Below are 25,404 nucleotides of genomic sequence, written 5' to 3' on the forward strand. Positions count from 1 at the left end.
CGCCGTCGATTCCCGCTTCCTTCGCCATTGCCGGCGGGCGGTTCACTCCGCGTCGCGCTGGGCGATCCAGTCGTGGTCGGGGTGGTTCTCGAACCGCCACTGGCGGCGGGGGCCGGCCATGACGTTGAGATAGTACATCTTGTAGCCATGGGGCGCGCCGCAGGGATGGTGCCCCTTCGGCACGAGGACGACGTCGCCGTCATGGACGGTCATGGTCTCGTCGAGGCTGCCGTCGTCGGTGAAGACCCGCTGGAAGCCGAAGCCCTGCGGCGGATCGAGCCGGTGGTAATAGGTCTCTTCCAGATAGGTCATGCGCGGAAAATCGTCCTCGTCATGCCGGTGCGGCGGATAGGACGACCAGTTGCCCGCCGGCGTGTAGACCTCGGTCACCAGCAGGCTGTCGGCGACGTCGCGTTCTTCCATGGCGATGGCGTGCACCTTGCGGGTGTTGGCCCCCTTGCCCTTGACGATGGTCGGGATGCCCTGCGGGCCGATCACCCGCGCGGCATGGCCACCCTTGCCCGGGGCGCGGCAGACCGCCAGCGTCAGCGGCGTCGTCGCCGTGACCTGCCAGCGCGAGCCGTTCGGCACATAGACCGCGTGGGGCGGCACCAGCTCGAAGACCGACATGCGCGCGCCGAGTTCGCCGAACTCCTGGTCGCCGGCACTGACCTCGCCCTTGCCCTCCAGGAGAACGAGGATGGCTTCCTCGTCGCCGGTCTCCGCCGATGCCATCTCGCCGGCTTCCAGCCGATGCAGCGCGAAGCCGACATAGGACCAGCCGGCATCGGCCGGGGTGATGTCGTGAACCAGGCCATGTCGGCCGTTCGGGCGACGAAGAAGGTCGGGCATCGTGATCCTCCGCAATGCTGTTGATCGTCCGCAGGGCACGCCCCGCGAACCGGGTCCGCCTGGTCAGTCCGCGGCAAGGCCGGTTTCGGCGGCCAGCGTCTTCAGGGTCTTCAGGCCGAGGCTCTGATATTCGACCGGATTGCGGACCTCCGGGTCCTGCTCGGCCTCGATGACGATCCAGCCGTCGTAGCCATGCTCCGCCAGGACCGCGAGGCAGGGGCCGAAATCGACCCCGCCCTCCGCGTCACCCGGCACGGTGAAGACACCGCGGCGCACGCCCTCCAGAAACGACAGGCCGTCGCGGCGCACATCCGCCATCACGGCCGGCCGCACGTTCTTGGCGTGGAAATGCGCCACGCGATCGACATGCCGGGCGAGATAGGGCGCCGGATCGACCCCGTTGCCGCCGAAATAAAAATGCCCGGCATCGAACAGCAGCTTGGTCGCCGGCCCGGTATGCGCCATGAACAGGTCGAGCTCGGCCGGCGTTTCGACGACCGTGCCCATGTGGTGATGATAGACCAGCGGCACGCCCTCGGCGGCGCAATGGGCCGCGACCGTCTCCACCCGCGCGCCGAACTCCGCCCATTGATCCGGATTCAGCACCGGCGAGGCCGCGAGCCCGACGGCGTCATTGCCGTGGATCGCGTTGGAGGTCTCGCAGGCGATGCAGACGGTGCAGCCCATCGCCTTCAGCCGGTCGAGATGCGGCTGGATCAGCGCGATCTCCTGCTCAGCCGAATGGACGAGGAGATTGAGCGAATACCAGGCCGAGACGAAGGCGAGGCCGTGCGGCTGAAGGACCGCCCGCAAGTCGGCCGGGTCCCAGGGAAATTTGTGGCCGTTCTCGATGCCGTCGAAGCCGATCGCGGCGGCCTCACCGAGGCACTGGTCGAGCGGGATATGGGCGCCGAGGCTCTGGTCGTCGTCGTTCGACCAGGCGATGGGGTTCGTGCCGAAGCGGATCATGGGCAGTTTTCCGGTCAGGGGATCGAGGGCAAACGGGGCGGCGGCCGGTCAGCCGCCGGCGCGCATCCGCAATTGCGCTTCATAGGCCTTGCGGGCGGCTTCCACCGCCGGGCGGGCCGAGACCTCCGGCACCGCCACGTCCCACCAATGGCCGCCCGGCCCGGTGCTCGGATAGGGGTCGGTGTCGATCACCAGCACCACCGGACCGTCTGCCTCGCCCGCCGCCGCCAGTGCGACTTCCAGCTCGGCGATGGAGGTGACATGGGAGGCGGTGGCGCCCATCGAGGCGGCGTGGGCGGCGAAGTCGATCCGCGACGGGTTCACGTGATGGGCGTGTTCGAGGAGATTGTTGAACTCGGCCCCGCCGGTGCTCATCTGCAGCCGGTTGATGCAGCCATAGCCGCGATTGTCGGTGACGACGACAGTGAACTTGATCCCCAGCATCGCCGCCGTGGCGAGCTCGGAATTGGCCATCATGTAGCTGCCGTCGCCGATCATGCAGATCACGTCGCGATCGGGCTCGGCCATCTTGATGCCCATGGCCCCGGCGATCTCGTAGCCCATGCAGGAGAAGCCGTATTCCATGTGGTAGGCGCCAGGGCGCGGCGCCTTCCACAGCGTGTGGAGTTCGCCGGGCATGGTGCCGGCGGCGCACATGACGACGGTATCGATGCCGCTGGCCCGCTGCACCGCGCCGATCACCTGCTGGTCGGTCGGCAGGGCATTGCTGTCGTTCGGCGCCGCGGTCAGCGGATCGACGGCGGCGAACCAGTCGCGTTTCAGGGCCGCATCGGGCGCGACGAATGCATGGTCGCCCAACGCTGCGCCGAGCGCTTCCAGCCCGACCAGCGCATCGCAGCACAGCGGTTCGGCGCCGTGCTTCATGGCGTCATAGGCCGCAACGTTCAGGCTGACGAGCCGGCGCCCGGGATTGCGGAAGAGGTTCCACGAGCCGGTGGTGAAATCCTGGAAGCGCGTGCCGACGCCGAGGACCAGATCGGCCTCGGCGCAGATCGCGTTGGCCGACGCCGCCCCGGTCACGCCGACCGGGCCGAAATTGAGATCGTGGTCCCAGGCGAGCGCCGACTTGCCGGCCTGGCTCTCGACCACCGGAATCCGGTGCCGGCGCGCGAAGGCTTCCAGGGCGTCGCAGGCACCGGCGTAATGCACGCCGCCGCCGGCGACGATCACCGGCTTTTCGGCGCGGCGCAGGAGTTCCGCGACACGTTCCAGCTCGACCGGGTCGGGGTGCGGCCGGCGGGTCCGCCAGACCCGCGGCTCGAAGAAGGCAGCCGGATAGTCGTAGGCCTCGGCCTGCACGTCCTGGCAGAAGGCGAGGCACACCGGGCCGCATTCGGCCGGATCGGTCATCACCCGGAAGGCCCGCGGCAAGGCGGTCAGAAGCTGTTCGGGCCGCATGATGCGGTCGAAATAGCGGGTCACCGGCCGGAAGCAGTCATTCACCGTCACGGTGCCGTCGCCGAAATCCTCGACCTGCTGCAGCACCGGATCGGGGCCGCGATTGGCGAAGACGTCTCCGGGCAGGAGCAGCAGCGGCAGCCGGTTCACATGGGCGAGCGCCGCGGCGGTCACCATGTTGGTGGCGCCCGGCCCGATGGAGGAGGTCACCGCCATGGTCCGCCGGCGCTGCAGCTGCTTGGCATAGGCGATGGCCGCATGGCACATCGTCTGCTCGTTGTGGCCGCGCAGCGTCCGGATCTGGTCCTTTTCGGCATGCAGCGCCTCGCCGAGCCCGGCGACGTTGCCGTGGCCGAAGATCGCCCACACCCCGGCGATGAACGGCTCGCCGTCCTCGGTCATCTGGGCGGTGAGATATTTCACCAGAGCCTGCGCCGCTGTCAGACGGATCGTCGTCATGCCGCTTTCTCCCCTGCCCGGCGTGCGTCGTCCCACAGGGCGCACAGCCTGCTGTATCGTTCCGCCATCTGGCGCACCGCCGCCTCGGGCGTGATGTCGCCGGTCATGTAGGCCTTCGCCGCGTCGGCGAAGATCGTCCGGCCGACGGCAAAGCCCTTCACCAGGTCGAAGCGTGCGGCGACGGAGAAGCTCTCGATGAGCGCCGCCTCGGAGGCTTCGAGACCCAGGACGACGATGCCGCGCACATTGGGATCGTTGTCCCGGATCGCCGCGCAGGCCTTCTGCCAGCCGGCCTCGCTGGTCATCGGCTCCAGCTTCCACCAGTCGGGATAGACGCCGAGATCGTAGAACCGCCGGATCACCGTCGCCGCGGTGTCGTCGTCCACCGGCCCGACCTTGGAGGGAATGATCTCCAGCAGGAATTCCAGCCGGTTGCGCCGGCAGGTGTTGTAGAGGCGCAGGATGGTCTCCTCCTGGGCGCGCCACAGATGGGGGGCGTCGTTGGGATGGCAGAAGCACAGGCATTTCACCACGTGCTCGCTCGGCCATTCCGACAGGCCGCCGAAATCCGAGCCGATTTCCGGCTCCAACGACAAGGGCCGCGATCCCGGCCATTCGACCGGCCGGCCGATCCACAGGCCGCGACCGGCGGCGCGGTAGAGCGCCTGCCGCCCCAGCCGGCCGTCGCACAGAATGCCGTGGCCGGGCGCACCGTCCTGGACCCGCAGCGCCGCGTCGAGGCAGAGCTGCTTGAAGGCGCCGATCCGGTCGGGCGTCGCCCCCTCCAGTTCCTCGAACTGCATGCGGTGATCGAAGGCGAAGACGCGCATGGTGGACCAATCGGTCTTGCGGGTCGTCGACCAGTGGATCTGCTCCAGCTCCGCATCCTTGCGCAGCGCTTCCTTCTCCTTCAGGACGCCGCGCTTCAGGAAGAACTGCAGTTCCTGCCAGCTCGGATAGGCCGGCGTGCAGCCATGGCGCGACACGGCGAAGGCGCCGCAGGCATTGGCGTAGGTCAGGGCCGTCGGCCAGGACTCGCCGTCGAGCCAGCCTTTCAGGAGGCCGGAGATGAAGCCGTCGCCGGCGCCCAGCACGTTGAACACCTCGATGGGGAAGCCGGGCCCGGCCTGCCCCTCGTCGAGACTGTTGCGGATCGGGCCCTCGAAGGCGACCGCGCCAGCCGCGCCGCGCTTGCAGACCAGCGTCGCGCCGGTGACCACGCGGACCGCCCGCAGCGCCGCGATGGTGTCCGTGGTGCCGCCGGCAATGTGAAACTCTTCCTCCGTGCCGACGATCAGGTCGAAGAGATGCAGGGTGGATTGCAGCTTCGCCGTGACCGCCGCGGAGGCGATGAAGCGTTCCTCGCCGGCGCCGTGGCCGGCAAGGCCCCACAGATTGGGGCGATAGTCGATGTCGAGCGCGGTGCGGGCGCCATTGGCGCGGGCAAGCTCCAGCGCCTTCAGCACCGCCGCCTCGGTGCGCGGATTGCTGAGATGGGTGCCGGTGACGACGACGGCCCGCGCCCTGGCGATGAGCGCCTCGTCGATGTCGTCCTCGCACAGCGCCATGTCGGCGCAGTTCTCGCGATAGAAGATCAGCGGAAACTGCTCGTCGTCGCGAATGCCGAGGATGACCAGTGCCGTCAGCCGGTCGGGGTCGGTGACGACGCCCGTCGTGTCGACGCCCTCGCGCTGCAGTTCCTCGCGCAGGAACCGGCCCATATGCTCGTCGCCGACGCGGGTGATCAGCGCCGAGCGCAGGCCCAAACGGGCCGTGCCGGTGGCCATGTTGGTGGGCGAGCCACCAACATATTTCTCGAAGCTGCGCATGTCCTCGAGCCGGCCGCCCACCTGTGCGCCATAGAGGTCGACGGAGGACCGGCCAATGGTGATGAGATCGAGATCCTTCGCCGCCATCACACGGTTCCTCCGAGCGAGCCCTGCAGGGTTGCCAGTTCCTGGCCGCCGGCCATCAGGTCCTGCAGCTCGTTGGCGGTGATCTCGCCGCGCGGCGCGGTACCCAGCGTGCGGCCGCGGTTGAGGACGGTGAAGCGGTCGCCCACCGCCATGGCGTGGCGGACATTGTGGGTGATGAAGACGACGCCGATGCCCTGGTCGCGGACCTTCTCGATGGTCGCCAGGACGTTGGAGGTCTGGCGCACGCCAAGCGCCGAGGTCGGCTCGTCGAGGATCAGCACCTTGGCGCCGAAATACACCGCGCGGGAGATCGCCACCGTCTGGCGCTCGCCGCCCGACAGGGTGCCGACGGCCTGATCGGGACCGCGCAGAGCGATGCCCATCTTGCGCATCTCCTCGATGGTCACCGCATTGGCCGTCTCGATGTCCATGCGCTTGAACAGCCAGCTTCCCTTGGTGGGCTCGCGGCCCATGAAGAAGTTGCGGGTCACCGACATCAGCGGGATCATGGCGAGATCCTGGAAGACCGTCGCGATGCCGGCCTCCATGGCGTCGCGCGGGCTGTCGAAGGACATCGGCTGGCCTTCGAAGTAGATCTCGCCCTTGGTCGGCTTGTGGACCCCGGACATGGTCTTGATGAAGGTCGACTTGCCGGCGCCGTTGTCGCCGAGAAGGCAGTGGCACTCGCCGGGCAGGACGTCGAAGCTGACGCCGGCCAGGGCGATGATGTTGCCGAAGTGCTTCTCGATGTTTTCCATGTGAACGATGGGCTTGGTCATGTCAGCGCTCCCCGGTCACTTGCTTGCGGATGTAGTTGTTGAAGAGCACCGCCACGAGCAGCATGCCGCCCAGGAAGATCTGGAACCAGTCCTGGTCGAAGCTCGTGTAGGTCAGGCCGATGGTGACCATGCCGAAGATGATCGCGCCGAAGAAGGCGCCGATCGCCGAGCCGTAGCCGCCGGTCAGGAGGCAGCCGCCGATGACCGCCGCGATGATCGCCTCGAACTCCTTCATGAAGCCGCGGCGGGCGTCGGTGGAGCCGGCGTCCATCACCGTGATGATGGCGACGAGGGCACCGCAGCAGGCGGCGAACATGAACAGCGAGATCTTCACCTTGCGCACCGGAACGCCGGAATTGGAGGCCGCGACCTTGTCGCCGCCGGCGGCAAAGATCCAGTTGCCCTGCGGCGTGCGGGTGAGGACATAGGTCGCCAGCAGCGCCAGGCCGACGAACCAGAGGATCTCGACCGGAATGCCCGGCACCTTGGGCGTGCCGTTGTTGAAGGTGTCGATGATCCCGGTCTCGGCCATCCAGGCGAACAGGCCGGTGAAGGCGTCGCCGGAAAAGATCGGCATCAGCCAGTCGCTTTCCACCGAGTCGCGGACGCCGCGCAGCTGCGTCGAGCCGCCGGTGGCGATCTTCAGGCCGACCAGCGAGGCGCCGCGCAGGATGAACAGGAAGGCCAGGGTCACGATGAAGGAGGGCAGCCCGGTCTTCAGGACGATGGTGCCGTTGACCGAGCCGATCGCGGCCGCGACCATGAAGGTGATCGGGATCGCCAGGATCAGCGGCAGGCCGAGCGTCACCGTGCAGGCCGCGAAGATCAGGCCGGCAAAGGCGACCATGGAGCCGATCGACAGGTCGAACTCGCCGCCGATCATCAGCATCGCCGCGCCGATCGCCAGGATGCCGAGCTGGGCGGCCGGGGTCATGAAATTCATGATCCCCGACAGGGTGAACATGGAGCTGTCGGCGGTGACCATGAAGAACACCGTGACGACGACCAGACCGGCGATGGCGCCGAGCTCCGGCCGCTTCATCAGCCGGGCCCCGAAACTCTCCCGCTTGAGGCGCTCGTCGGCGACCACCTGGGGTGTGTCAGACATCGTTTCTCCTCCTTCTGGACAAGGCTTCGCCGTGGCCGCGAGGCCGGCATGCCGGGTCGAAGATGCTTCGGGTCGTCGTTCCGCCGGATGCGGGCTGCCGTGCGGACGGACCGCCGGGCATGGCGCGGCGTGCGCGCAGGCACCTTGGACGGCGGATCGGCCGGCAAGGTCGGGAAGCGGTCCCAAGACCCCTTCCCTCACCGGGGCTGCGGGTTCACCGCAGTCCCGGCGTCGTGATCGGACCCTGAGGCCTAGCGGATGCCCTGCGCCGACAGTTCGACGACCTGGCCGGCCTTGTCCTGCGTGACGAGGTTCGGACCCGACGGCACGTTGCCGCCCGGGACCAGACCGTATTTCGAGTTGAGCGCCAGGAAGGTCTCCGGCAGGTAGCCCTGCAGGAACTGCTGCTGGTCGATGGCGAAGGTGGCCTTGCCCTCGGCGACAGCCTCCAGGAAGGTCGCCGACAGATCGAAGGTCGCGATCTTGACGTCGCCGGTCCGGCCGACGGCCTCGACGGCCTTCAGGGCCGGCTCGCCGACGAGCGAGGCGCCCAGCCCCAGCACGGTGTCGATATCCGGGTTCGAGGTCAGCGCAGCCTGGATCTTCGACTGGACTTCGGCCGGATCGTTCTGGGTCGGGACGACCTCGACCTGCCCGCCGAAGCCCTCGGCAAAGCCCTCGCAGCGCTGGTCGAGGGAGACGTTGCCGACTTCCTGATTGACGCAGATCGCGACCTTGCCGCCATCCTTGGCGAGCTGCTCGCCGGCCGCCTTGCCGGCGGTGAACTCGTCCTGCCCGACATGCAGCAGCGCGCCGAGCCCCTTGGAGGCGTCGGAGCCCGAATTCATGGAGATGACCGGGATGCCGGCCTGCACGGCCCGCTCGATCGAGGGTCCTAGCGCGTCGGCGTCGGGGATCGACACCACCAGCCCGTCCGGCTCCTGATTGACCGCGGCGTCGATGAGCTGGCTCATCTGCACCATGTCGAAGGTCTCGGGCGCCCGGTAGTCGACCTCGGCGCCGCTATCCTTGGCGGCCTGGTCGACGCCGTTCTTGACCACCGACCAGAACGGGTCGTTGGCCTGGCCGTGCGAGACCACGATGATCTGCTGGGCGAAGGCCGGGCCGGTGAAGGCGATGGCCGCGGCCGCGATGGTCGATTTCAGGAAATTGTTCATGGATCCTCCCGTTGAGCACATGCGGGTTCTCCCGCATTTGGAACCGGCCGAAACCGGGTTCAGGTCGTTCCACCGGCCCTCACTCCCGAGCGCTTTTTGGAACAATTATTCTATTAAGGCCCTCGCGGCGGTCGGAGTCAAGCCTTTTCCTTACGTAATCCGCCAATGGCCACGGCCAGCGCCGTGACGAGCGCCAACCCGGCATTGGGCGCACGGAAGCCGCCGACCTCCACCTCCCGTGCAATCAGGAGGTTTTCCGCAACATCGGCGAGCGGGCAGGTCGTGGTGTCGCTCATCGCCAGAACCGGGATGCCGCGCTCCGAGACCCGCTTGGCGAGCGTCAGGGTCTCCTGCGAAAACGGCGCGAAGGTCACCGCGAACAGCGCATCGTCCGGCCCGATCGCATGGTCGCTCTCGATCTGCCCGGTGGTGTGGTGCAGCATCGAGGCCACGCCCATCTTGTCGAGGAGATAGGCGAGATAGACCACCACCGCGAAGGCGCGCCGCAGGCCCACCAGATGGATCGTGCGGGCCCCGGCCAGCCGCTCCGCTACCGCCTGCAATTGCTGGGCATCCAGCTCTTTCGACATGTCCATCAGGGATTTGATGCCGGCCTCGGCAAAATCCGCGGCCAGGCGCCCGGCGCCCGATGCGCCCTCCGCCCGCAGCCGCGTCAGGCGTTCGGTGTAGTCCGGTCGCATCTGCGCGTATTCGGCCCGAAACAGCGCCTGCATCTCGGAATAGCCGGAGAGGCCGAGGGTCTGGCAGAAGCGCATGAAGGCCGAAGGCGGGACCTCGGCCAGTTGCGCCATATCGGCGACCGTGGAGACGGCGACGCGATCGAGATTGGCGCGCAGGCAGATGGCGCATTGCTTCAGCCGCTTGGGCAGCGTGCCGTCGATCCTGTCGAGGCTGGCGAGCAATTCGGCGACAGTGGCCGGCGCCCGGGGCACCCCCTCGGCAGAACTGTTCATCTCGCTCTCCTGACTTGACTCCCGCCCGCTGCGAGCGCATCCCTTTATGGAATTTATATTCCAATCGGCGGGAGGAGTCGATGGTGGTGGGTCTTGGTCTCATCGGGACCGGCTTCATGGGGAAGGCCCATGCGCTGGCCTATGGGGCGGCACGCGCGGTGTTCGGCGACGTGCCGGCGGTCCGCATGGCATGCCTGTGCGACGCCGAGCCCGCACGCGCAAGGGCGTTCGCCGATCAGTTCGGCTTCGCGGCGGCGACGTCGGACTGGCGGGCCGTCATTGCCGACCCGGCGGTCGATCTCGTCTCGATCACCACGCCCAATGCCCTGCACCGCGACATGGCCCTCGCGGCGATCGCGGCGGGCAAGGCCGTCCATTGCGAAAAGCCGCTGGCGCTGACGCTGGCCGACGCACAGGCCATGGCAAAGGCCGCCGACGCAGCCGGGGTCACCACGCTCGTCGGCTACAATTATGTCCACAACCCCGCCTTCACCCATGCCTGCCGGCTGATCGCCGAAGGCGTCATCGGCAAGCCGGTCCATTTCCGCGGCTGGGTGGACGAGGATTACCAGGCCGATGGCGATCTCGCCTGGACATGGCGCGCCCGGCGGGCCGATGCCGGCCTCGGCGCGCTGGGCGATCTCGGCTGCCATCTCGTCTCCATGGCTGTCGCGCTGATGGGGCCGATCGCGAGCCTGATCGCCGACACCCAGATCGTCCATGCGACGCGGCCCATGCTCGACGGCTCCGGCGACGCCGCCGTCGAGAACGAGGACACGGCCTCGGCCATCCTGCGCTTCGCCAGCGGGGCGCAAGGGACGCTCTGCACATCGCGCGTCGCCTGGGGCCGCAAGAACCGCCTCGACTGGGAGGTGCACGGCACGCGCGGCACGCTCCTCTTCAGCCAGGAGCGGCTGAACGAATTGCAGCTCTACGTGAACGAGGGCCCGGCCGCTCGCCAGGGCTTCCGCACCATCCTCACCGGTCCCGCGCACGCGCCCTACGGCGCCTTCTGCCCGGCGCCCGGACACCAGCTCGGCTTCGGCGACCTCAAGACGATCGAGGCGGCCAGCATGCTGCGCGCCATAGCCGGCGGCCCGCCGGCCCAGCCGAACTTCACCGACGCCCTCGCCTACGAGGCCGTCATCCACGCCATCGACGACGCCAGCCGGACCGGCCAGCGCGTCACGCTCCAGACCTCCTGAGGACATTGCCATGAAAGTCGCACTCTTCGGCGCCGGCCGCATCGGCAAGGTACATGCCGCCTCGATCCGCATGGATCGACGCTGCGAACTCGTCGCCGTCACCGACGTGATGAGCGATGCCGCCGACGCACTGGCGGCCGAGTACGGCATCGCCGCGCGGCAGGCCGACGACATCCTCGCCGACGCCAGCATCGACGCCATCCTCGTCGCCTCCTCCACCAATACCCATGCGGACCTGATCGAGAGAGGCATCGCGGCCGGCAAGTCGGTGTTCTGCGAAAAACCGATCGACCTCGATCTGCAACGCGCGCTCCGGGTCAAGAAGGCCGTCGCCGCCGCTGGCCGGCCGGTGATGATGGGCTTCAACCGGCGGTTCGATCCGAACTTCTCGGCCCTGCGCGACGCCTTCGTCGCCGGCGAGATCGGCAAGGGCGAGTTGCTGGCGGTGACCTCCTACGATCCGGCGCCGCCGCCCGTTTCCTACATCAAGGTCTCCGGCGGCCTCTTCCGGGACATGATGATCCACGATTTCGACATGTGTGCCTGGCTGTTCGGCATGCCCGAGACGGTGACGGCGACGGGCTCCTGCCTCGTCGACAAGGCGATCGGCGCGGCCGGCGACATCGACACGGCCGTTGTGGTGCTCGGCTATGCGGACGGCCGCATCGCGACGATCCGCAATTCGCGCCGAGCCGTCTATGGCTACGATCAGCGGGTGGAAATGCTCGGCTCGGACGGCATGCTCGAGGCGCAGAACGTCGCCGAGAACACCGTCGCCAAGTCCACCACGGCCGGCGTCGTGTCGGCCAAGCCGGTCTATTTCTTCCTCGAACGCTACATGCGCGCCTATGCGATCGAATGGTCGCGCTTCGTCGACAGCGTCGTCGACGGCGCGCCGCTGGCGGCCACCGTCGATGATGGCGTCAACGCCCTCGCCCTGGCGGAAGCCGCCAACATCTCCTTTGCCGAAAACCGCCGCGTCGTCATCACCGCGGCGATGACCGGCCATTGACCGCGACGCGGCAGGACAGGATCGCGACATGACCCGTGGACCGTTTCAACTGGCCGCCTGCGCCGAAATGATCTGGCGGGACCGGCCGATGGAATGGCGGCTGCAGCGCCTGACCGAACGCGGCCTCGCCGTCGGCCTGTGGAACTGGCCGGACCATGATCTGGCCATGCTGGAGCGTTCGGGCGCGTCCTTCTCGATCATGAACGGCTATCTGCGCGGCCGCCTTGCCGACGACGAGGGCGCGGCCGAACTCCTCGCCACCGCCCGCGAGACCGCCCATGTCGGCAAGCGGCTCGGCGTCGCGCGCCTCAATTTGCACGGCACGGGGCTCGGCGATGGCGGCCTGCCGGTGGTGCCCAGCGAGACGATGACCGGGGCCATGTGGCTGAAAGCCCGCGACACGCTGGCGAGGATCGCCGACCTCGCCGACGAGATGGACGTCGTCTTCACGCTGGAAAATCTCAACCTGCCGGTCGATCACCCCGGCGTTCCCTTTGCCCGGGCGCAGGACACGCTGGCGCTGGTCGCGGCCATCGACCGGCCGGGCCTGCGGCTGAACCTCGACCTCTATCATGCCCAGATCGGCGAGGGGAATCTGGTCGAACTCTGCCGCAGCGCCCTGCCCTATATCGGCGAAATCCAGGTGGCCGACGTGCCCGGCCGCATGGAGCCCGGCACCGGCGAGATCGCCTATGACCGTATCGCGCGTGCCCTCGCCGCCATGGGCTATCGCGGACCGGTGACGATGGAGGCCTTTGCCAGCGGCGATCCCGACGCCGCCCTCGACGCCTTCGAGCGCGCTTTCACCCTCTGATCAGGCGAAGCGACGGGCGCCGGCAACGCACGCGACCACCAGGGCCGAAGCCCCGATCATCGTCCAGGCCACCGGTTCGCCCAGGAGCAGGCCGGCCAGCGCCAGGCCGAAGAAGGGCTGCAGCAACTGCAATTGCCCGACGCCGGCGACCCCGCCGAGCGCCAGGCCGCGATACCAGAAGACGAAGCCGACCAGCATCGAGAAGACCGACACATAGGCAAGACCCGCCCAGGCCGGTGCGGCGATGTCCGCGAAACTCGCCGGCCATGTGAGAGCGGCAATCGCCGCCATCACCGGAAGGGCGAAGACGAGGGCCCAGGAGATCACCTGCCAGCCGCCGAGGCGGCGGGACAGCGCGGCGCCCTCGGCATAGCCGAGCCCGCACAGAACGATCGCCGCGATCATCAGGAGATCTCCCGCCAGCGAGGCCGCACCGTCCTGTGCGAGGGCAAAGCCCGCCACCACCGCAGCCCCGGCCACCGAGAACAGCCAGAAGGCCGGCCGCGGCCGCTCGCCGCCGCGCAGCACCGCGAAGATCGCGGTCATCAGCGGCAGCAGGCCGATGAAGACGATCGAATGGGCCGCCGTTACATGCTGGAGCGCCAGCGCCGTCAGCAGCGGAAAGCCGACCACCACGCCCGCGGCGACGATGACCAGCGGCGCGACATCGCCGATGGCGGGCCGCCTCTGGCGGAGCAGGAGCAGCAACAGCGTGGCGAGGATGGCGGCGATGGCCGCCCGGGTCGAGGTCAGGAACAAGGGCGTGAACCCGCCGACGGCAACGCGCGTCGCCGGCAGCGAGCCGCTGAAGATGATGACGCCGAGGAGCCCGCTGCCCCAGCCCGCTGTCGTTCGATCCATGAAAAAGCTCCGCCCCGTCGCATCGCTCCTTCTAGGCCCGCACGGTCTGGCGCCGGTAGCGACAATCCCCTACAATTTCGCCGAACTGTATGGGTACCGGAGGCCGCACACTTGGGCGTTTCCCCACACGCGGCTGGGCCCGGAACGACCCGCACCGCGGCGCTGATGGACGAGATCCGGCGGCGCCTGGCGAGCCGCAGCCTGGTGGCCGGCGAGAAGCTGCCATCGGTGCGCGCCTTCGCCCGCACCATGGGCGTCTCGCCCTCGACCGTCGTCGAGGCCTATGACCGGCTGGCCGCCGAGGGGCTGATCCGGTCGCGGCCGGGCTCCGGCTTCTATGCGGCGGCCGGCGCGGCGCCGCCCCTGGCGCTGGCCGAGATCGCGCCGCGGGCCGAACGCGACATCGACCCGCTGTGGGTTTCGCGCCAGTCGCTGGACGCCCACCCCGACACGTTGCGCCCCGGTTGCGGCTGGCTGCCGGCGGACTGGATGCCGAACGAAGCGGTGCGGCGCGCCTTGCGCAGGCTCGCCCGGGCCGACGACGCCGTCCTGTCGGACTATGGCGGCACCCGCGGTTCGCTGCCGCTGCGCCAGCATCTGGTCCGGCAATTCGCGGCGGAGGGCATCGCGGCCGGGGCCGAGCAGATCCTGCTCACCGGATCGGGCACCCAGGCGCTCGACCTTCTGTGCCGGTTCTTCCTGCAGCCGGGCAACACCGTACTTCTCGACGATCCCTGCTACTTCAATTTCCAGGCGCTAATGCGCGCCCATCGCGTGCGGATCGTCAGCGTGCCGCAGACACCAAGCGGGCCGGATCCGGCGGCCTTCGCGGCCGTGGTCGCGGCCCATCGCCCGAGGCTCTATGTCACCAATTCGGCGATCCACAACCCGACCGGCGCGACGCTCTCGCCGCAGATCGCCCACCGGATCCTGACTCTTGCGGCGGCTGAGGACATGATCATCGTCGAGGACGACATCTTCGCCGATTTCGAACCCGAGCCCTCGCCGCGTCTCGCCGCGCTGGACGGGCTCGACCGGGTGGTCCGGATCGGCAGCTTCTCCAAGACCCTCTCGGCCTCGGTGCGATGCGGCTATATCGCGGCGCGGCCCGACTGGATCGACGGGCTGGTGGACCTTCAGGTCGCGACGCATTTCGGCAGTGCCAGTCCGGTCGCCGCCGGGATCGTCCATGCCGCGCTCAGCGATGGCAGCTATCGCAAGCATATGAGCGCGCTGCGGGCCCGCCTTGCCCGGCGGCAGAAGCAGACGATCGCGGCGCTCGGCGTCCTCGGTATCACACCCTGGACTCTCCCCCGCGGCGGCTTTGCGCTGTGGTGCCGGCTGCCGGACGGAGCGGACGCCACCGAACTTGCGCGGCACGCCCTGCGGGACGGAGTGCTGCTGGCCCCCGGCAATGTCTTCAGCGTCGCCCGAACCGCCCCCGACATGATGCGCATCAACGTCGCGCAGATGGAAGACAAGGTGATCGCGGTGCTCAAAACGTCGCTCGCAAGCGGGCGCTGAGCACGCGGCGGAGCAACTCCCGGCCCTCCCAGTGACGCGGCTGCCAGCCTCTCGTCGGTGACCCCCTGTGCATCTTCTCGTCCCGCGCTGTCCGGACGCCCAGAATCGTCTACGGTCGAGCCGCCAGACGCCAACGACGGACCCTTCCCGATGATCTGTGAAGAACGCGACTGCCATATTCGGCCGGGCAAGCTAGGCGCCTTCGCCGCCTGCTGCCTCATCGAGCGCCAGTACACGCGGATCCTCGTCGCCACAGACGTCTCGCCGCTGCAATGACCGACTTTCCCGTTTCCACCGCCGATGGCGCCGTCCTCAAGGCCAGCCGCGAGGGCGCCGGCGCGCCGCTCGTCCTCGTCAGCGGGCTCGGTGGCACGGCCGGATTCTGGGCGCCGGTCGCAGCAAGACTGCGCGACCGATTCGAGATCCTCACCTTCGACCAGCGCGGCATCGGCGCCTCGACGCGGGGCACGGCCGCAACGGACATCGCACAACTGGCCGATGACGTTCAGGCGGTGCTCGACGCCGCCGGGATCGAGGCTGCGACCATCGTCGGCCACTCGACCGGCGGCTGCATCGCCCAGAGCCTGGCGGCACGGGCACCGGAGCGGGTAACCGGCCTCGGGCTCAGCGCCACATGGCTGCGGCCCAGCCGCTACATGACGGCCCTGTTCCGGACCCGCCTCGACCTGTTGCGCAACGACCCCGTCGCCTACACCGCCACGGCGACGCTGATCTCCTATGCGCCGGAATGGCTGGAGGCCAACTGGTCGGCCTATGAGCGGGCGGTGGCGAAGGCCCCCACAAGCGAAACGGCCCGGCAGATCGTCGCCGAGCGGATCGAGGCATTGCTCGCCTTCGACGGCAGCGCATCGGTGTCGCAACTGACGATGCCCGCGATGATCATCGGCGCCGCCGACGACATGATCGTGCCGGCCTTCCTGCAGCGCGATCTGGCGACGGCACTGCCCGCAGCCCCCCTGACCCTTCTGCCCGAGGGCGGCCATTTCTTCCCGGTGTCCCGCACCGACGCCTTCGTGACTGCCGTCGGGGACTGGGCCGCCGGCCTTCGATGACCCGGCACGCGCCCAGCGTCCTGCCCGGCTTTCGGACGCGGCATCGTTTTCTTGCGTGCAGAATGGCAGAACGGGAGGGCGATGGCCGCGCCAACCCGCGTGACGGTGCGGAGCATCCGGCTCGCACGACCCGACACACGAAGGCAGGAATGTCATGCTGATCAAAGACCACAATGACGGCGTCCTCGAGAAATGGCGCGACGGCGTCATGACCCAGATGCGGGTGTCCGCCGCGACCGGCGCCCACCAGATCTGCGTCTTCGAGCAATGGTGCGAAAAGGGCCTCGGCGCGCCGACGCATCATCATGCGGTCGAGGAGATCCTCGAGGTCATGGGCGGCACCGCGGAGATCCACGTGGGCGGCGAGACCGTGGTCGTGACGGCCAACCAGTCGGTGCTGATTCCGGCCGGGGCCCGGCATGGCTTCCGCAATGTCGGCGACGACATCCTGCATGTGCGCGCCACCATCGCCTCGCCGATCTTCGAGGGACGCTACGAGGACGAGAGCGAGCAGACGCGCCGCTGGGTTCCCGAATTCTGAACACCTGCGGCGCCGCCGGGCGCCGCCATTCCCTGCCCTCTGCGATGCGCGCCCCGCATCGCGACGATGATCGGACGTCACCATGAGCATTGAAAAAGTCGCCATCGCCGGTGCCGGCATCATCGGCGCATCCTGGGCGATCGTCTATGCGCGCAGCGGCCTGCAGGTCGCGATCTACGACCACAGCGCCGAGGGCCGGGCGGCCCTGCCCGGCCGGCTGGCCGACGCGATCGCCATTTCCGACGCGCTGCTGCGGCCCGGCGAGACGGTTGCTCAGGTGACCGCCCGCATCACGATCCACGACAATCTCGCCGACGCCGTGGCCGATGCCGATTTCGTCCACGAATGCATCGTCGAGAAGCTCGACGCCAAGGTGGCGATCTTCGCCGAGCTCGACCGCCTGGCCGGCCCGGACGCGATCCTCGCCACCACCACGTCGAGCTTCCCGGTGTCGAAATTCGCCTCGGATCTCGCCTGCCGCGAGCGCTGCATCGTCGTTCACCCGGCGACCCCGCCGCATCTCCTGCCGGTGACCGAAATCTGCCCGGCGCCCTTCACCCGGGCCGACGTGACCGACGCGACCTTCCGCTTCATGGAGGCCTGCGGCCAGACGCCGGTGCATATCAAGCGCGAGATCCCGAGCTTCGTTCTCAACCGCATGCAGGCGGCGCTGGTCGTCGAGATGTTCCGCTGCCTCAACGAGGATCTGATCTCGCCCGAGGACATCGACAAGATCATCAGCCAGGGCTTCGGCCTGCGCTGGGCGTTTCTCGGCCCCTTCGAGGGCGTCGACCTCAACGCCAAGGGCGGCATTCGCCAGTATCTGGAAAATTTCGGTTTCCTGTTCAACGAGATGGCCAATGAGCTGGGCTTCGCCGACGTGGTGACGGACAAATCCATCGACGCGCTCGAGACCTATGCCCGCAACAAGATCCCGCTGGACAAGCTGCAGGAGAAGGTCGCCTGGCGCGACCAGTCGATCATCGCGCTGCGCGGGCTGAAGGATGCCCGCGGCACGGTCGACAGGGGTTGAGAATGGCAGCCCCGGACATGCGGCGCATCGGCCTCATCGGCTACGGCGCCGCCGGCCGTTCCTGCGCGGCGCTGCTCGCCGCCGACGCGGATTGCCGGGTCATGGTCCTGACCCGCCGGCCCCCGTCGGACGGCATTCCGGAGCACGTGGCCTTCGCGGCCGATCTCGACGCCCTGATCACCTGGAAGCCCGACGCGATCATCGAAGCCGCCTCGGCGGAGGCCTTCGCCGAGATGGTCCCGCACTGCCTCGACAGCGGCATCGACGTCGTCCCCGCCTCCGTCGGCGCCCTGCAGTCGCCGGAGATGGCCGCGCGCATCCGCGCGACATGCGCGCACAGCGGGGCGCGGCTGATCATCCCGGCCGGCGCCGTTGGCGGGCTCGACTACATCGCCGCTGCCGCCCTGACCGGCGACATCGCCGTGACCTACACCTCCCGCAAGCCGCCCGCCGCCTGGGCTGGCGAGCTCACGGCGCTGGACCTCGCCGAGACCGCCCGCACCGAGCCGGTCACGCTGTTCGAGGGCAGCGCGCCGGAAGCGGCGAAGCTCTATCCCAAAAACCTCAATGCCGGGTTGACGATCGCGCTGGCCGCCGGTTTCGAGCGCACGCGGGTGCGGGTCGTCGCCGACCCCGGGGTCACCCGCAACACCCACGAGATCGCGATCACCGGCGCGGCCGGCGACGCCCTCCTGCGGTTCGAGAACCGCGCCTCGCCGGACAATCCCAAGACCTCCGCGATCACCGCCCTCAGCCTCGTCGCCACGGCCCTGCGCCGCTACGCGCCCGTCGGCACCTGACGACCAGTGGCATCTGAGCCGGGGCGCCGGCTGCCATGCAATCAGGAGATGCGCCTTATTTGACGTTACGTAAGATGGGAGTAGACTGACGCTGACAGGATATTCAGCGAGTTTGCCATGAAAACCGTGTTCCAGTCGCAGCTCGAAGACAGGGAAGCCCTTGAGGGGGTTCTCAATCTGCACAACCCCACCGGATCGCAGGAGATGCCGGCGGCGTCTCCCGGCTTCGAAGAGGCGGCGATGCGGCTGAAGGCGGGCAAGACGAATCTCGAAGCACCGATCGCGGCCGAGGCGATCGTCATGCTCCACGGCTACCCGTCCCTGCTCATCCAGAATGGCGATTACCTTGAACCGGAAAGCCAGACCTGGCGGACGCGCCTCTCTCCCTATCGCGACAAGATCCACCACGTTATCGCCAACACCGGACGCGTCGACCTGGTCAACCATCCCGACTACAAATGGGTCGGCACCGCATGGCGGGTTGATACCGACGTCTTCATCACCAATCGACACGTCGCCAGCATCTTCGCGCAGGCCCGCAACGGGGGCTTCGAGATCACCCGCGGGATCGAGGCGAAGGTCGATCTGGCCGAGGAGCATCTCTCCACCGCGCAGATGGAGCTGTTCGTCAACGCGATCCTGCACATCGAAGATGTGGGCGACAGCGCGATCGACATGGCGGTGCTGCGCGTCGACGCCGCGGCGATCGCCGGAATGGGCGACCCGCTGCAACTGTCCGCGGGCGGCGCCGACGAGGGTTTCATCGGAGTCGTCGGCTATCCCGCACGCGACCCACGCAATCCTGGAGACGCGATGGCGCGCATCTTTGGGGATATTTACAACGTCAAGCGTCTGGCCCCTGGTCGCATCATGGATTTCGGGCAGGCGCCGGATGTCTTCACCCACAATTGCACGACGCTCGGCGGAAACTCCGGCTCGGTCGTCTTCGACATCGAGAGCGGCCTTGCCATCGGCCTGCACTTTGCCGGCAGCGCCCTGACCGCCAATTACGCGGCCAAGGCCGACGCCATTCATCGCGTGCTGCGCAAGACCAGCGTGGCCGTGCCGGCCTTCCAGACGAGGGCCGATCCCACCGGTCGACGCGGTGTCTCCGAAGCCGAGGCCGAAGCCGGGACCTTCGAGGGCCGCGACGGCTACCGTCCGGATTTCCTGGGAACCGGACCGCTGGCCGTGCCGCTGCCGCAGCTCAACCCGTTGCAGCAGCAGAAGGTCGCCAAGACCGAGAGCGGCGAAACCGTCCTCGCCTATCGACACTTCTCGGTCGTGATGAACCGCAAGCGTCGGCTGGCCTTCTTCGCCGCCGCCAATATCGATGGCGACACGCTCCGCCGTCCCCGCCGCGTCTCGAAGTTCCACCTCGACCCGCGGCTTGCCGAGACAGACCAGGCCGGCGAGGAACTCTACGCGTCGAACCCCTTCGACCGGGGGCATCTGATTCGGCGGCTCGATCCGACCTGGGGCGACAAGGCGGAAGCCGAGGAAGCCAATCGCGACTCGATGTTCTTTCCCAACATCGCGCCCCAGCACAAGAATCTGAACCAGAAGATCTGGCTGGCGCTGGAGGAGCACATTCTCGACGAGACCGACGCGCGCGACGCCAAGGTCTCGGTCTTCGTCGGCTGCGTCTTCGGCGGCTGCGATCCGGTGCACAAGCCGTCCGGCATCAAGGTGCCCATGGCGTTCTGGAAGCTCGTCGTGTCCCGCGGCAGGGTGCGGCGCGGACGCGGCAGCGAGACATGTCTGCAGGCGCAGGCGTTCATGCTGTTCCAGGATCATCTGGTCAGCGAGAGCGACCTGGAAATCGTTTTCGGATCCGGCTTCGAAACCCATCAGGTGACGGTCGGCGCGCTCGAACGGATCACCGGCCTCGACTTCCATGTCCTGCGCGATGCCGACACCTTCGCCATGCCGCCGCAGGAGCGAACGCGCCGCCTCGACGAAGCCGTCTCGGCCACCTCACCGCTCGCCATCGTGGCCGACGAGATGAAGCCGCTCGGGTCGCTGCAGGACATCGTGGCCGGTTGAACGGCCATGAGCGCCGGCATCCCCGGATCGGGCACGATTGATATTTCGGGCACCGCGCGCATCCTCGACGTGCGGGTGGATGTGGGCGACCGTCGCGACTTCCTCTACAGCCCGCCGCTCATCCCGCTGCGGCCGAGCGTGCAGCCCGGCGACCACGGCTGGTGGCGACCGACGCGGGTGCGCGACCAGGGAATGGACCCTTCCTGCACGGGCCATGCGCTGGCCTCGATCGTCGACCATCTGCGGGCGCGTGACCTCGACACCGATGGTGCACAGGGCGACGCCTCCCTCGACCACCCCTGGGCGAGCGCCCGGATGCTGTACAGCGTGGCGCGCTATCACGACGATTTCGACGGCGAGAATTACCGGGGATCGTCCGTCCGCGGCGTTCTGAAAGGGTTCTTCTACAACGGCGTGTGCTCGATCAATGTCGAGCGCGGGGTCGAGAGCGTCGACGGAAGCTACGACTGGCACATGACGCGCGCGATCCTGGAGAGTGCGCGCAAGATGCAGCTCGGGTCGTATTTCCGGGTGCGCCCGCGACTGTCCGACCTCCATGTCGCACTCAACGATGTCGGTCTCGTCCTTGCCTCCGCCGATATCCATGACGGCTGGGCCGCGCCGGGCGGACAGATCCCCTACCGCGCGCGCCAGGGGATCGCGAAGAAGGGCCGGCACGCCTTCGTCCTCGTCGGCTACGACCAGAATGGCTTCATTCTGCAGAATTCCTGGGGCTCAAGCTGGGGCGCCAATGGCCTCGCCCACTGGAGCTACGAGGACTGGGCCGAGAACATCGTCGATCTGTGGGTCCTGCGGCTCGGCGCCCCGCTTTCGGCAGCCGGTGGCTCGCACGATCGGCCGAGCGTCGCCCGCAACGCGCTCGCGCTGATGGGGCGAACCGGGTTCGAGCGCGCGCCGACCTCGGCCGATGCCGCACCTTCGCGGCTCGAACTCATCGGCCATGTGGTGCCGCTGGCCAAGGGACGACTGGACCGTTTCGGCAGCTACCACACCGACAGGCAGACGCTGCTCGAGACGGTCCGCATCATCCGCGACGGCAAGCGCCGCTACCGGCATGTGCTGATCCATGCCATGGAACTGCAGGCCGGCGAGATCGCCACGGCGACCCTGATCCGCGACATGTCCGCGTCGCTGAAGGAGCGCGGCTGCTACCCGATCTTCATCCTGCTCGAAAACGTCCTGTCGGCGGAAATCTATGCGTCCTGCGCGCGGATCGTCCAAAGGCTCAACGAGCGGGCCGGTCTGGCGACGACGCCGGAAAAGGATCACGAGATCGAAGGCCAGGCCTCGCTCGTTCCTTATCGCCTGATCGAGGAGATCCAAGAGAGCACAGCGCAGTCGATCCGCGGCTTCGATGCCGAAGATGGCGGATGGCGCCTCGGCGAAGCCGGCGAGCTTCTGCACCACATGTTCGCGTTCCAGCGCGAGCGGCACGAGGCCGGCGACATCTCCTATCACCTGTCCGGCCATGGCTTCGGTGCGCTCTTCATCGCCGCGATCCTCGGCCACCGCGACATCTTCGAAACGGCCCCGGTCATCTCCAGTGCCAATTTCCTCGCTCCGATGCTGACGATCGAACAGTTTCGCAAGGCGATCCTGCCGACCATCTCGCATCCGAAGGACCTGCCCGTTCGGCGTCATTCCCGGTGCCCCGAGCTGGTGGTGGAGACGGCGCGGATCTTCACCCTTAACGACGACATGATGACCGCCGATCGCTGCCTCGACGGCTATGGCGCGTCCTGGCCACGGCTCTGGTCGCGGGCCAGCCGGATTGCCGCCGAACGCAGCCACCCGGACGTCGCCCGACAAACGAGGGCATCGGAGCCGTTTCTCGCCTTCCGTTCCGCCGCCACGCAGCTTGCGACCCGCGAGAGAGACCTGCGGATCGAGGATGTTCCCGTCTCGCCCGGTGCAGAGGAATCGCGGCCGCTCCGCCACCTGCTTCTCGACCGGCGCCTCGACTATTTCCGAACGATCGTCCCCTCCGATGGATGATCCGCCGTTCCATTGTGCAGATCCGGCCTCCTGCGGACGGGCGCCCCGCAGGCGTCGGGCACGTCCGGCAGGAAGGCGCGGCTGCCGTCGCTACCCGCATGACGGATCAGCCGGCGCCGGCCGGCACGCTTTTCGGTGAGGAAACGCAGAAGGGGAGAATGGTGATGACGCAGATCCGGACGCTTCTCGGCAAATGGCGCGAACGCGGCGCACCCGCCGATGACGAAATGGCGGAGTTTTCCATCGTCGCGCAATCGGGTGCGGTGGACGGCCTCGACGCCGCGCTGCAAGCGGCCTTCGGCGATGTCGCCTTCACGCTGCGGCCGGCCTTCTCCGGCGTCGTAGGCGAAGAGACGGGGCACCGGTTCTTCATCCTGAGCTTTCCCGATCTCGCCGTGCGCGGCAACGAGGCGATCGCCTTCGAAACGGCGCGCGCCCTGGCGGAGCTGCCGGAGGTCGCGTCGGCTCGCCCCGTACTGATAGACTCGCTCGTCGGCGAGGCGATGGTGGCGCGCGAGATCGCCACGGAATCGATCTTCAGCTTCTGTTCCACCGACGATCCGGGTCCCGCGGAACATGGCTGGGCCCCCTACAGCCTCGGCGTGCTCGCGGCGTGGAACAAGACGCGCGGCGACGGCGTCACCGTGGCCTCGATCGACACCGGCTACAGCGACCACGACGAACTTGCGGATGTGATCACCACCACCAAGCCGCATCTCAATCTGGTGGAAGGCGGCGCCGATGCGCGCGACCGCTTCTCGACCAGCGGCCTGATGTCCAATCCCGGCCACGGCACCCTCGTCGCCAGCGTCGTGGCCAGTCGCGGCACGATCAATCCCGACGCGACAACGAACGGCCCGAACAGCGTCACCGGGGCCGCACCCGACGCCAAGATCCTGCCCATCCGGGCGATCCGCTCGGTCATCGACATCCGACAGTCTCGTATTCCGGCGGCGATCGAGCACGCGATCGCCACCGATTGCGACGTCATCATCATGGCGCTTGGCAGCCCGTTCCCGATCGAATCCGTCGAGGTGGCGCTGCGGGCCGCGGTGCGCCGCGGCATGGTGGTCGTCTGCGCCGCCGGCAATTGCGTCGGCGCGGTCATCTTCCCGGCCCGCTTCGCGCCGCAGGGTCTGACCACGGCGGTCGCGGCGGTCGATTACCAGTACATGCCGTGGGAGAAGACCTCGTCCGGCGATACCGTCACGGTCAGCGCCTTCGGCGAAGCCGTCTGGGGCGCGCGGAAGAGCCGGGCCAATGGCGCGAACAACTTCGTTGAACCGGCGCAGGGCACGACCCTCGCCAGTTCGCTGACGGCCGGCGTCGCGGCGCTCTGGGTCGCCGCCAATGGTGGCCGGGCGGCGCTCAAGGCCAAGGCGGACGCCGCCGGTGTCACGGTCCAGAAGCTCTTCAACGATGCGCTCGTCGCCACCGCCTACCGTCCTGCCGGCTGGGCTCGCGGCATGGGGGCCGGCCTCGTCAATGCCGGCGCCATGGTCAGCCATGCCATTCCGGCGGGGCTGGAGCTGGTCGCCGATGTGCCGCTGGCAGTCGACCACGTGACGCCGCTGCGGCGGTTCCTCTCGCCGACGATCGGCGAGACCGAATCGATCGCCGGGCTGGAAGCCGCCACCATGCCCGAGGAACTGGCAGCGGAAGTGCTGTGGCGCTTCCATCATGCCAATGCGCGCCGGCGCTTTACCGCGACCGCGCCGCACCGGGAATCGCTCGCGCTGGAGGCGGTGCCGCCGCCGTCGCGGGAAACCCCGGCTCTTCTGGCCCGGCTGGCGGAAAAGCCGTCCCTGCGCGCATTGCTCCGATAGCAGCGGACGCAAATCCCCGGCGGCGCATGGGCGATCACCGCGACCTGTTCATTTTGGGTCGTTGTCTGGCACGGGCTTTGCAGGGGAAAGCGGAGCGCCGGGCCGTCCCGCGGCCCGGCCCGACCGGCGGGATCTGTTGCACTCCCCCTGCAACGGCCTCACCGTTGCATCTCGTCCCCTCCTCAACCCGCTTTGCAGGTGTTTCCTTGTCCTCAACCCTCAGCTTCGAACGCGTCGGCCACGGCCCGCTGTCGATCACCATCCGCCAGGCCGTCATTGCCGGCTGGACCGGCCGCGACCGCGCTGCGGTCGATCACCACATCGCCGAACTCGCCGCCATCGGCGTCCCGCCCCCGTCCGAAGTCCCGCTGTTCTACCGGATCAGCGCGCAGCTTCTCACCAGCGAGACGGTGATCCAGGTGGTCGATGCCACCTCGTCGGGCGAGGTCGAGCCGCTGCTGATCGACGACGGCGAAAGCCTGTATCTGGGTCTCGGCTCCGATCACACCGACCGCGAACTGGAAAGCCATTCGGTGGCCCTGTCCAAGCAGGTCTGCGCCAAGCCGGTGGCGACGACGCTCTGGGACTATGGCGAGGTTCGCGACCATCTCGACGACATCCTCCTGCGGTCCTTGGTGCGCGACGATCCGGCGGCGGAGTGGACGGCCTATCAGGATGGAGGCGTGGCGAAGATCCGGCCGCTGGACCAGCTGATCGCGGCGTGCCCCTTCGCGGCCGGCGACGGGCGGCTGGAACCCGGCACGGCGATGATGTGCGGCACGCTGGGCGTCCTGTCGGGCGGGGTGCGTCCGGCCCGGTTCTTCCGGATGGAGATGCACGACCCGGTCCTCGATCGCACGCTCGTCCATGAATACGAGACCGCCAGCCTGCCCGCGGTAAAATAGGCGCGAGGCTGGCGGCTCCGTATGGGGCGCCAGCCCTCCGTTAGCCGCCGCGTTCCGCCGCCTCCACAGCGCGGCCACGCCTCCGACCATGGGC

Annotated in this window: 22 protein-coding genes; 13 read left to right on the forward strand and 9 right to left on the reverse strand. The window is 68.2% G+C overall.

What is annotated here, in order from left to right:
- Nucleotides 1–42: 42 nt before the first annotated feature.
- The 8 genes from iolB to ACEQX1_RS20255 form a co-directional block, all read right to left on the reverse strand.
- Nucleotides 43–852 (reverse strand): 5-deoxy-glucuronate isomerase, encoded by an 810-nt coding sequence (gene iolB / locus ACEQX1_RS20220; RefSeq protein ID WP_370197534.1) that lies wholly within the window; start codon nt 850–852, stop codon nt 43–45.
- 63 nt (nt 853–915) lie between these two features.
- The gene (gene iolE, locus ACEQX1_RS20225; protein ID WP_370197536.1) at nt 916–1,821 is read right to left on the reverse strand and encodes a myo-inosose-2 dehydratase; all 906 of its coding nucleotides are present in this window, start codon (nt 1,819–1,821) and stop codon (nt 916–918) included.
- Between the two features lie 48 nt (nt 1,822–1,869).
- Nucleotides 1,870–3,699, reverse strand: a complete 1,830-nt coding sequence (gene iolD, locus ACEQX1_RS20230) for a 3D-(3,5/4)-trihydroxycyclohexane-1,2-dione acylhydrolase (decyclizing) (protein ID WP_370197538.1) — start codon at nt 3,697–3,699, stop codon at nt 1,870–1,872.
- Nucleotides 3,696–5,615, reverse strand: a complete 1,920-nt coding sequence (iolC, locus tag ACEQX1_RS20235) for a 5-dehydro-2-deoxygluconokinase (protein WP_370197540.1) — start codon at nt 5,613–5,615, stop codon at nt 3,696–3,698. Before iolC ends, iolD begins: the two co-directional genes overlap by 4 nt.
- Nucleotides 5,615–6,394 carry an ATP-binding cassette domain-containing protein gene (locus ACEQX1_RS20240; protein ID WP_228239607.1) on the reverse strand — a complete coding sequence of 260 codons (780 nt, stop codon included), beginning with the start codon at nt 6,392–6,394 and terminating at the stop codon, nt 5,615–5,617. The genes iolC and ACEQX1_RS20240 overlap by 1 nt, the downstream gene beginning before the upstream one ends.
- Before the next feature lies 1 nt (nt 6,395).
- Nucleotides 6,396–7,502 (reverse strand): ABC transporter permease, encoded by a 1,107-nt coding sequence (locus ACEQX1_RS20245; protein ID WP_024350156.1) that lies wholly within the window; start codon nt 7,500–7,502, stop codon nt 6,396–6,398.
- Between the two features lie 251 nt (nt 7,503–7,753).
- Complete coding sequence (locus ACEQX1_RS20250; RefSeq protein ID WP_370197543.1) at nt 7,754–8,680, reverse strand: sugar ABC transporter substrate-binding protein; 927 nt, start codon at nt 8,678–8,680, stop codon at nt 7,754–7,756.
- Between the two features lie 137 nt (nt 8,681–8,817).
- Complete coding sequence (locus ACEQX1_RS20255; RefSeq protein ID WP_370194070.1) at nt 8,818–9,654, reverse strand: MurR/RpiR family transcriptional regulator; 837 nt, start codon at nt 9,652–9,654, stop codon at nt 8,818–8,820.
- A gap of 80 nt (nt 9,655–9,734) precedes the next feature.
- On the opposite strand from ACEQX1_RS20255, the gene ACEQX1_RS20260 reads away from it, so the two are divergent.
- Genes ACEQX1_RS20260 through ACEQX1_RS20270 form a run of 3 tightly spaced genes read left to right on the forward strand, consistent with a single transcriptional unit; the run spans nt 9,735 to nt 12,685 of the window.
- Nucleotides 9,735–10,859 carry a Gfo/Idh/MocA family protein gene (locus ACEQX1_RS20260; RefSeq protein ID WP_370194071.1) on the forward strand — a complete coding sequence of 375 codons (1,125 nt, stop codon included), beginning with the start codon at nt 9,735–9,737 and terminating at the stop codon, nt 10,857–10,859.
- A gap of 10 nt (nt 10,860–10,869) precedes the next feature.
- The gene (gene iolG, locus ACEQX1_RS20265; RefSeq protein WP_370194072.1) at nt 10,870–11,871 is read left to right on the forward strand and encodes an inositol 2-dehydrogenase; all 1,002 of its coding nucleotides are present in this window, start codon (nt 10,870–10,872) and stop codon (nt 11,869–11,871) included.
- Between the two features lie 28 nt (nt 11,872–11,899).
- A complete protein-coding gene (locus ACEQX1_RS20270; protein WP_370194073.1) occupies nt 11,900–12,685 on the forward strand; it encodes a TIM barrel protein in 786 nt (261 codons plus the stop codon).
- Here the strand turns inward: ACEQX1_RS20270 and ACEQX1_RS20275 are convergent, their stop codons facing one another.
- Nucleotides 12,686–13,546 (reverse strand): DMT family transporter, encoded by an 861-nt coding sequence (locus ACEQX1_RS20275; RefSeq protein WP_370197545.1) that lies wholly within the window; start codon nt 13,544–13,546, stop codon nt 12,686–12,688. It lies immediately after the preceding gene.
- A 165-nt stretch (nt 13,547–13,711) separates the two neighbouring features.
- On the opposite strand from ACEQX1_RS20275, the gene ACEQX1_RS20280 reads away from it, so the two are divergent.
- From ACEQX1_RS20280 to ACEQX1_RS20325, 10 genes are all read left to right on the forward strand, one after another.
- Entirely contained in the window at nt 13,712–15,070 is a 1,359-nt protein-coding gene (locus tag ACEQX1_RS20280; RefSeq protein ID WP_370194078.1) for a PLP-dependent aminotransferase family protein, read from the forward strand.
- A gap of 150 nt (nt 15,071–15,220) precedes the next feature.
- Nucleotides 15,221–15,346: a hypothetical protein gene (locus ACEQX1_RS20285; protein ID WP_370194075.1), complete on the forward strand. Its 126-nt coding sequence runs from the start codon at nt 15,221–15,223 to the stop codon at nt 15,344–15,346.
- Nucleotides 15,343–16,143 (forward strand): alpha/beta fold hydrolase, encoded by an 801-nt coding sequence (locus tag ACEQX1_RS20290; RefSeq protein WP_370194076.1) that lies wholly within the window; start codon nt 15,343–15,345, stop codon nt 16,141–16,143. Before ACEQX1_RS20285 ends, ACEQX1_RS20290 begins: the two co-directional genes overlap by 4 nt.
- A gap of 154 nt (nt 16,144–16,297) precedes the next feature.
- Nucleotides 16,298–16,684 (forward strand): cupin domain-containing protein, encoded by a 387-nt coding sequence (locus ACEQX1_RS20295; RefSeq protein ID WP_370194077.1) that lies wholly within the window; start codon nt 16,298–16,300, stop codon nt 16,682–16,684.
- 82 nt (nt 16,685–16,766) lie between these two features.
- A complete protein-coding gene (locus tag ACEQX1_RS20300; RefSeq protein WP_370197547.1) occupies nt 16,767–17,717 on the forward strand; it encodes a 3-hydroxyacyl-CoA dehydrogenase in 951 nt (316 codons plus the stop codon).
- Nucleotides 17,718–17,719: 2 nt separating this feature from the next.
- Nucleotides 17,720–18,517: an aspartate dehydrogenase gene (locus ACEQX1_RS20305; RefSeq protein WP_370194009.1), complete on the forward strand. Its 798-nt coding sequence runs from the start codon at nt 17,720–17,722 to the stop codon at nt 18,515–18,517.
- A gap of 117 nt (nt 18,518–18,634) precedes the next feature.
- On the forward strand, nt 18,635–20,563 hold the full coding sequence (locus tag ACEQX1_RS20310; RefSeq protein ID WP_370197549.1) for a DNA/RNA non-specific endonuclease: 1,929 nt from the start codon (nt 18,635–18,637) through the stop codon (nt 20,561–20,563).
- A 6-nt stretch (nt 20,564–20,569) separates the two neighbouring features.
- Nucleotides 20,570–22,579, forward strand: coding sequence for a hypothetical protein (locus ACEQX1_RS20315; RefSeq protein WP_370194011.1), 2,010 nt, complete (start codon nt 20,570–20,572; stop codon nt 22,577–22,579).
- 164 nt (nt 22,580–22,743) lie between these two features.
- On the forward strand, nt 22,744–24,405 hold the full coding sequence (locus tag ACEQX1_RS20320) for a S8 family serine peptidase (protein ID WP_370197551.1): 1,662 nt from the start codon (nt 22,744–22,746) through the stop codon (nt 24,403–24,405).
- A gap of 206 nt (nt 24,406–24,611) precedes the next feature.
- Entirely contained in the window at nt 24,612–25,310 is a 699-nt protein-coding gene (locus ACEQX1_RS20325) for a DUF2848 domain-containing protein (protein ID WP_370197553.1), read from the forward strand.
- Nucleotides 25,311–25,404: the final 94 nt, after the last annotated feature.

Origin of the sequence: Aurantimonas sp. (assembly GCF_964217435.1) — a bacterium.
GTDB classification, from domain to species: Bacteria; Pseudomonadota; Alphaproteobacteria; order Rhizobiales; family Rhizobiaceae; genus Aurantimonas; species Aurantimonas coralicida.

Bases quoted from the DNA above. Each gene is read 5' to 3' on its own strand.
- iolB (WP_370197534.1), bottom strand. From the start codon at position 852: ATGCCCGACCTTCTTCGTCGCCCGAACGGCCGACATGGCCTGGTTCAC.
- iolE (WP_370197536.1), bottom strand. From the start codon at position 1,821: ATGATCCGCTTCGGCACGAACCCCATCGCCTGGTCGAACGACGACGAC.
- iolD (WP_370197538.1), bottom strand. From the start codon at position 3,699: ATGACGACGATCCGTCTGACAGCGGCGCAGGCTCTGGTGAAATATCTC.
- iolC (WP_370197540.1), bottom strand. From the start codon at position 5,615: ATGGCGGCGAAGGATCTCGATCTCATCACCATTGGCCGGTCCTCCGTC.
- ACEQX1_RS20240 (WP_228239607.1), bottom strand. From the start codon at position 6,394: ATGACCAAGCCCATCGTTCACATGGAAAACATCGAGAAGCACTTCGGC.
- ACEQX1_RS20245 (WP_024350156.1), bottom strand. From the start codon at position 7,502: ATGTCTGACACACCCCAGGTGGTCGCCGACGAGCGCCTCAAGCGGGAG.
- ACEQX1_RS20250 (WP_370197543.1), bottom strand. From the start codon at position 8,680: ATGAACAATTTCCTGAAATCGACCATCGCGGCCGCGGCCATCGCCTTC.
- ACEQX1_RS20255 (WP_370194070.1), bottom strand. From the start codon at position 9,654: ATGAACAGTTCTGCCGAGGGGGTGCCCCGGGCGCCGGCCACTGTCGCC.
- ACEQX1_RS20260 (WP_370194071.1), top strand. From the start codon at position 9,735: ATGGTGGTGGGTCTTGGTCTCATCGGGACCGGCTTCATGGGGAAGGCC.
- iolG (WP_370194072.1), top strand. From the start codon at position 10,870: ATGAAAGTCGCACTCTTCGGCGCCGGCCGCATCGGCAAGGTACATGCC.
- ACEQX1_RS20270 (WP_370194073.1), top strand. From the start codon at position 11,900: ATGACCCGTGGACCGTTTCAACTGGCCGCCTGCGCCGAAATGATCTGG.
- ACEQX1_RS20275 (WP_370197545.1), bottom strand. From the start codon at position 13,546: ATGGATCGAACGACAGCGGGCTGGGGCAGCGGGCTCCTCGGCGTCATC.
- ACEQX1_RS20280 (WP_370194078.1), top strand. From the start codon at position 13,712: ATGGACGAGATCCGGCGGCGCCTGGCGAGCCGCAGCCTGGTGGCCGGC.
- ACEQX1_RS20285 (WP_370194075.1), top strand. From the start codon at position 15,221: ATGATCTGTGAAGAACGCGACTGCCATATTCGGCCGGGCAAGCTAGGC.
- ACEQX1_RS20290 (WP_370194076.1), top strand. From the start codon at position 15,343: ATGACCGACTTTCCCGTTTCCACCGCCGATGGCGCCGTCCTCAAGGCC.
- ACEQX1_RS20295 (WP_370194077.1), top strand. From the start codon at position 16,298: ATGCTGATCAAAGACCACAATGACGGCGTCCTCGAGAAATGGCGCGAC.
- ACEQX1_RS20300 (WP_370197547.1), top strand. From the start codon at position 16,767: ATGAGCATTGAAAAAGTCGCCATCGCCGGTGCCGGCATCATCGGCGCA.
- ACEQX1_RS20305 (WP_370194009.1), top strand. From the start codon at position 17,720: ATGGCAGCCCCGGACATGCGGCGCATCGGCCTCATCGGCTACGGCGCC.
- ACEQX1_RS20310 (WP_370197549.1), top strand. From the start codon at position 18,635: ATGAAAACCGTGTTCCAGTCGCAGCTCGAAGACAGGGAAGCCCTTGAG.
- ACEQX1_RS20315 (WP_370194011.1), top strand. From the start codon at position 20,570: ATGAGCGCCGGCATCCCCGGATCGGGCACGATTGATATTTCGGGCACC.
- ACEQX1_RS20320 (WP_370197551.1), top strand. From the start codon at position 22,744: ATGACGCAGATCCGGACGCTTCTCGGCAAATGGCGCGAACGCGGCGCA.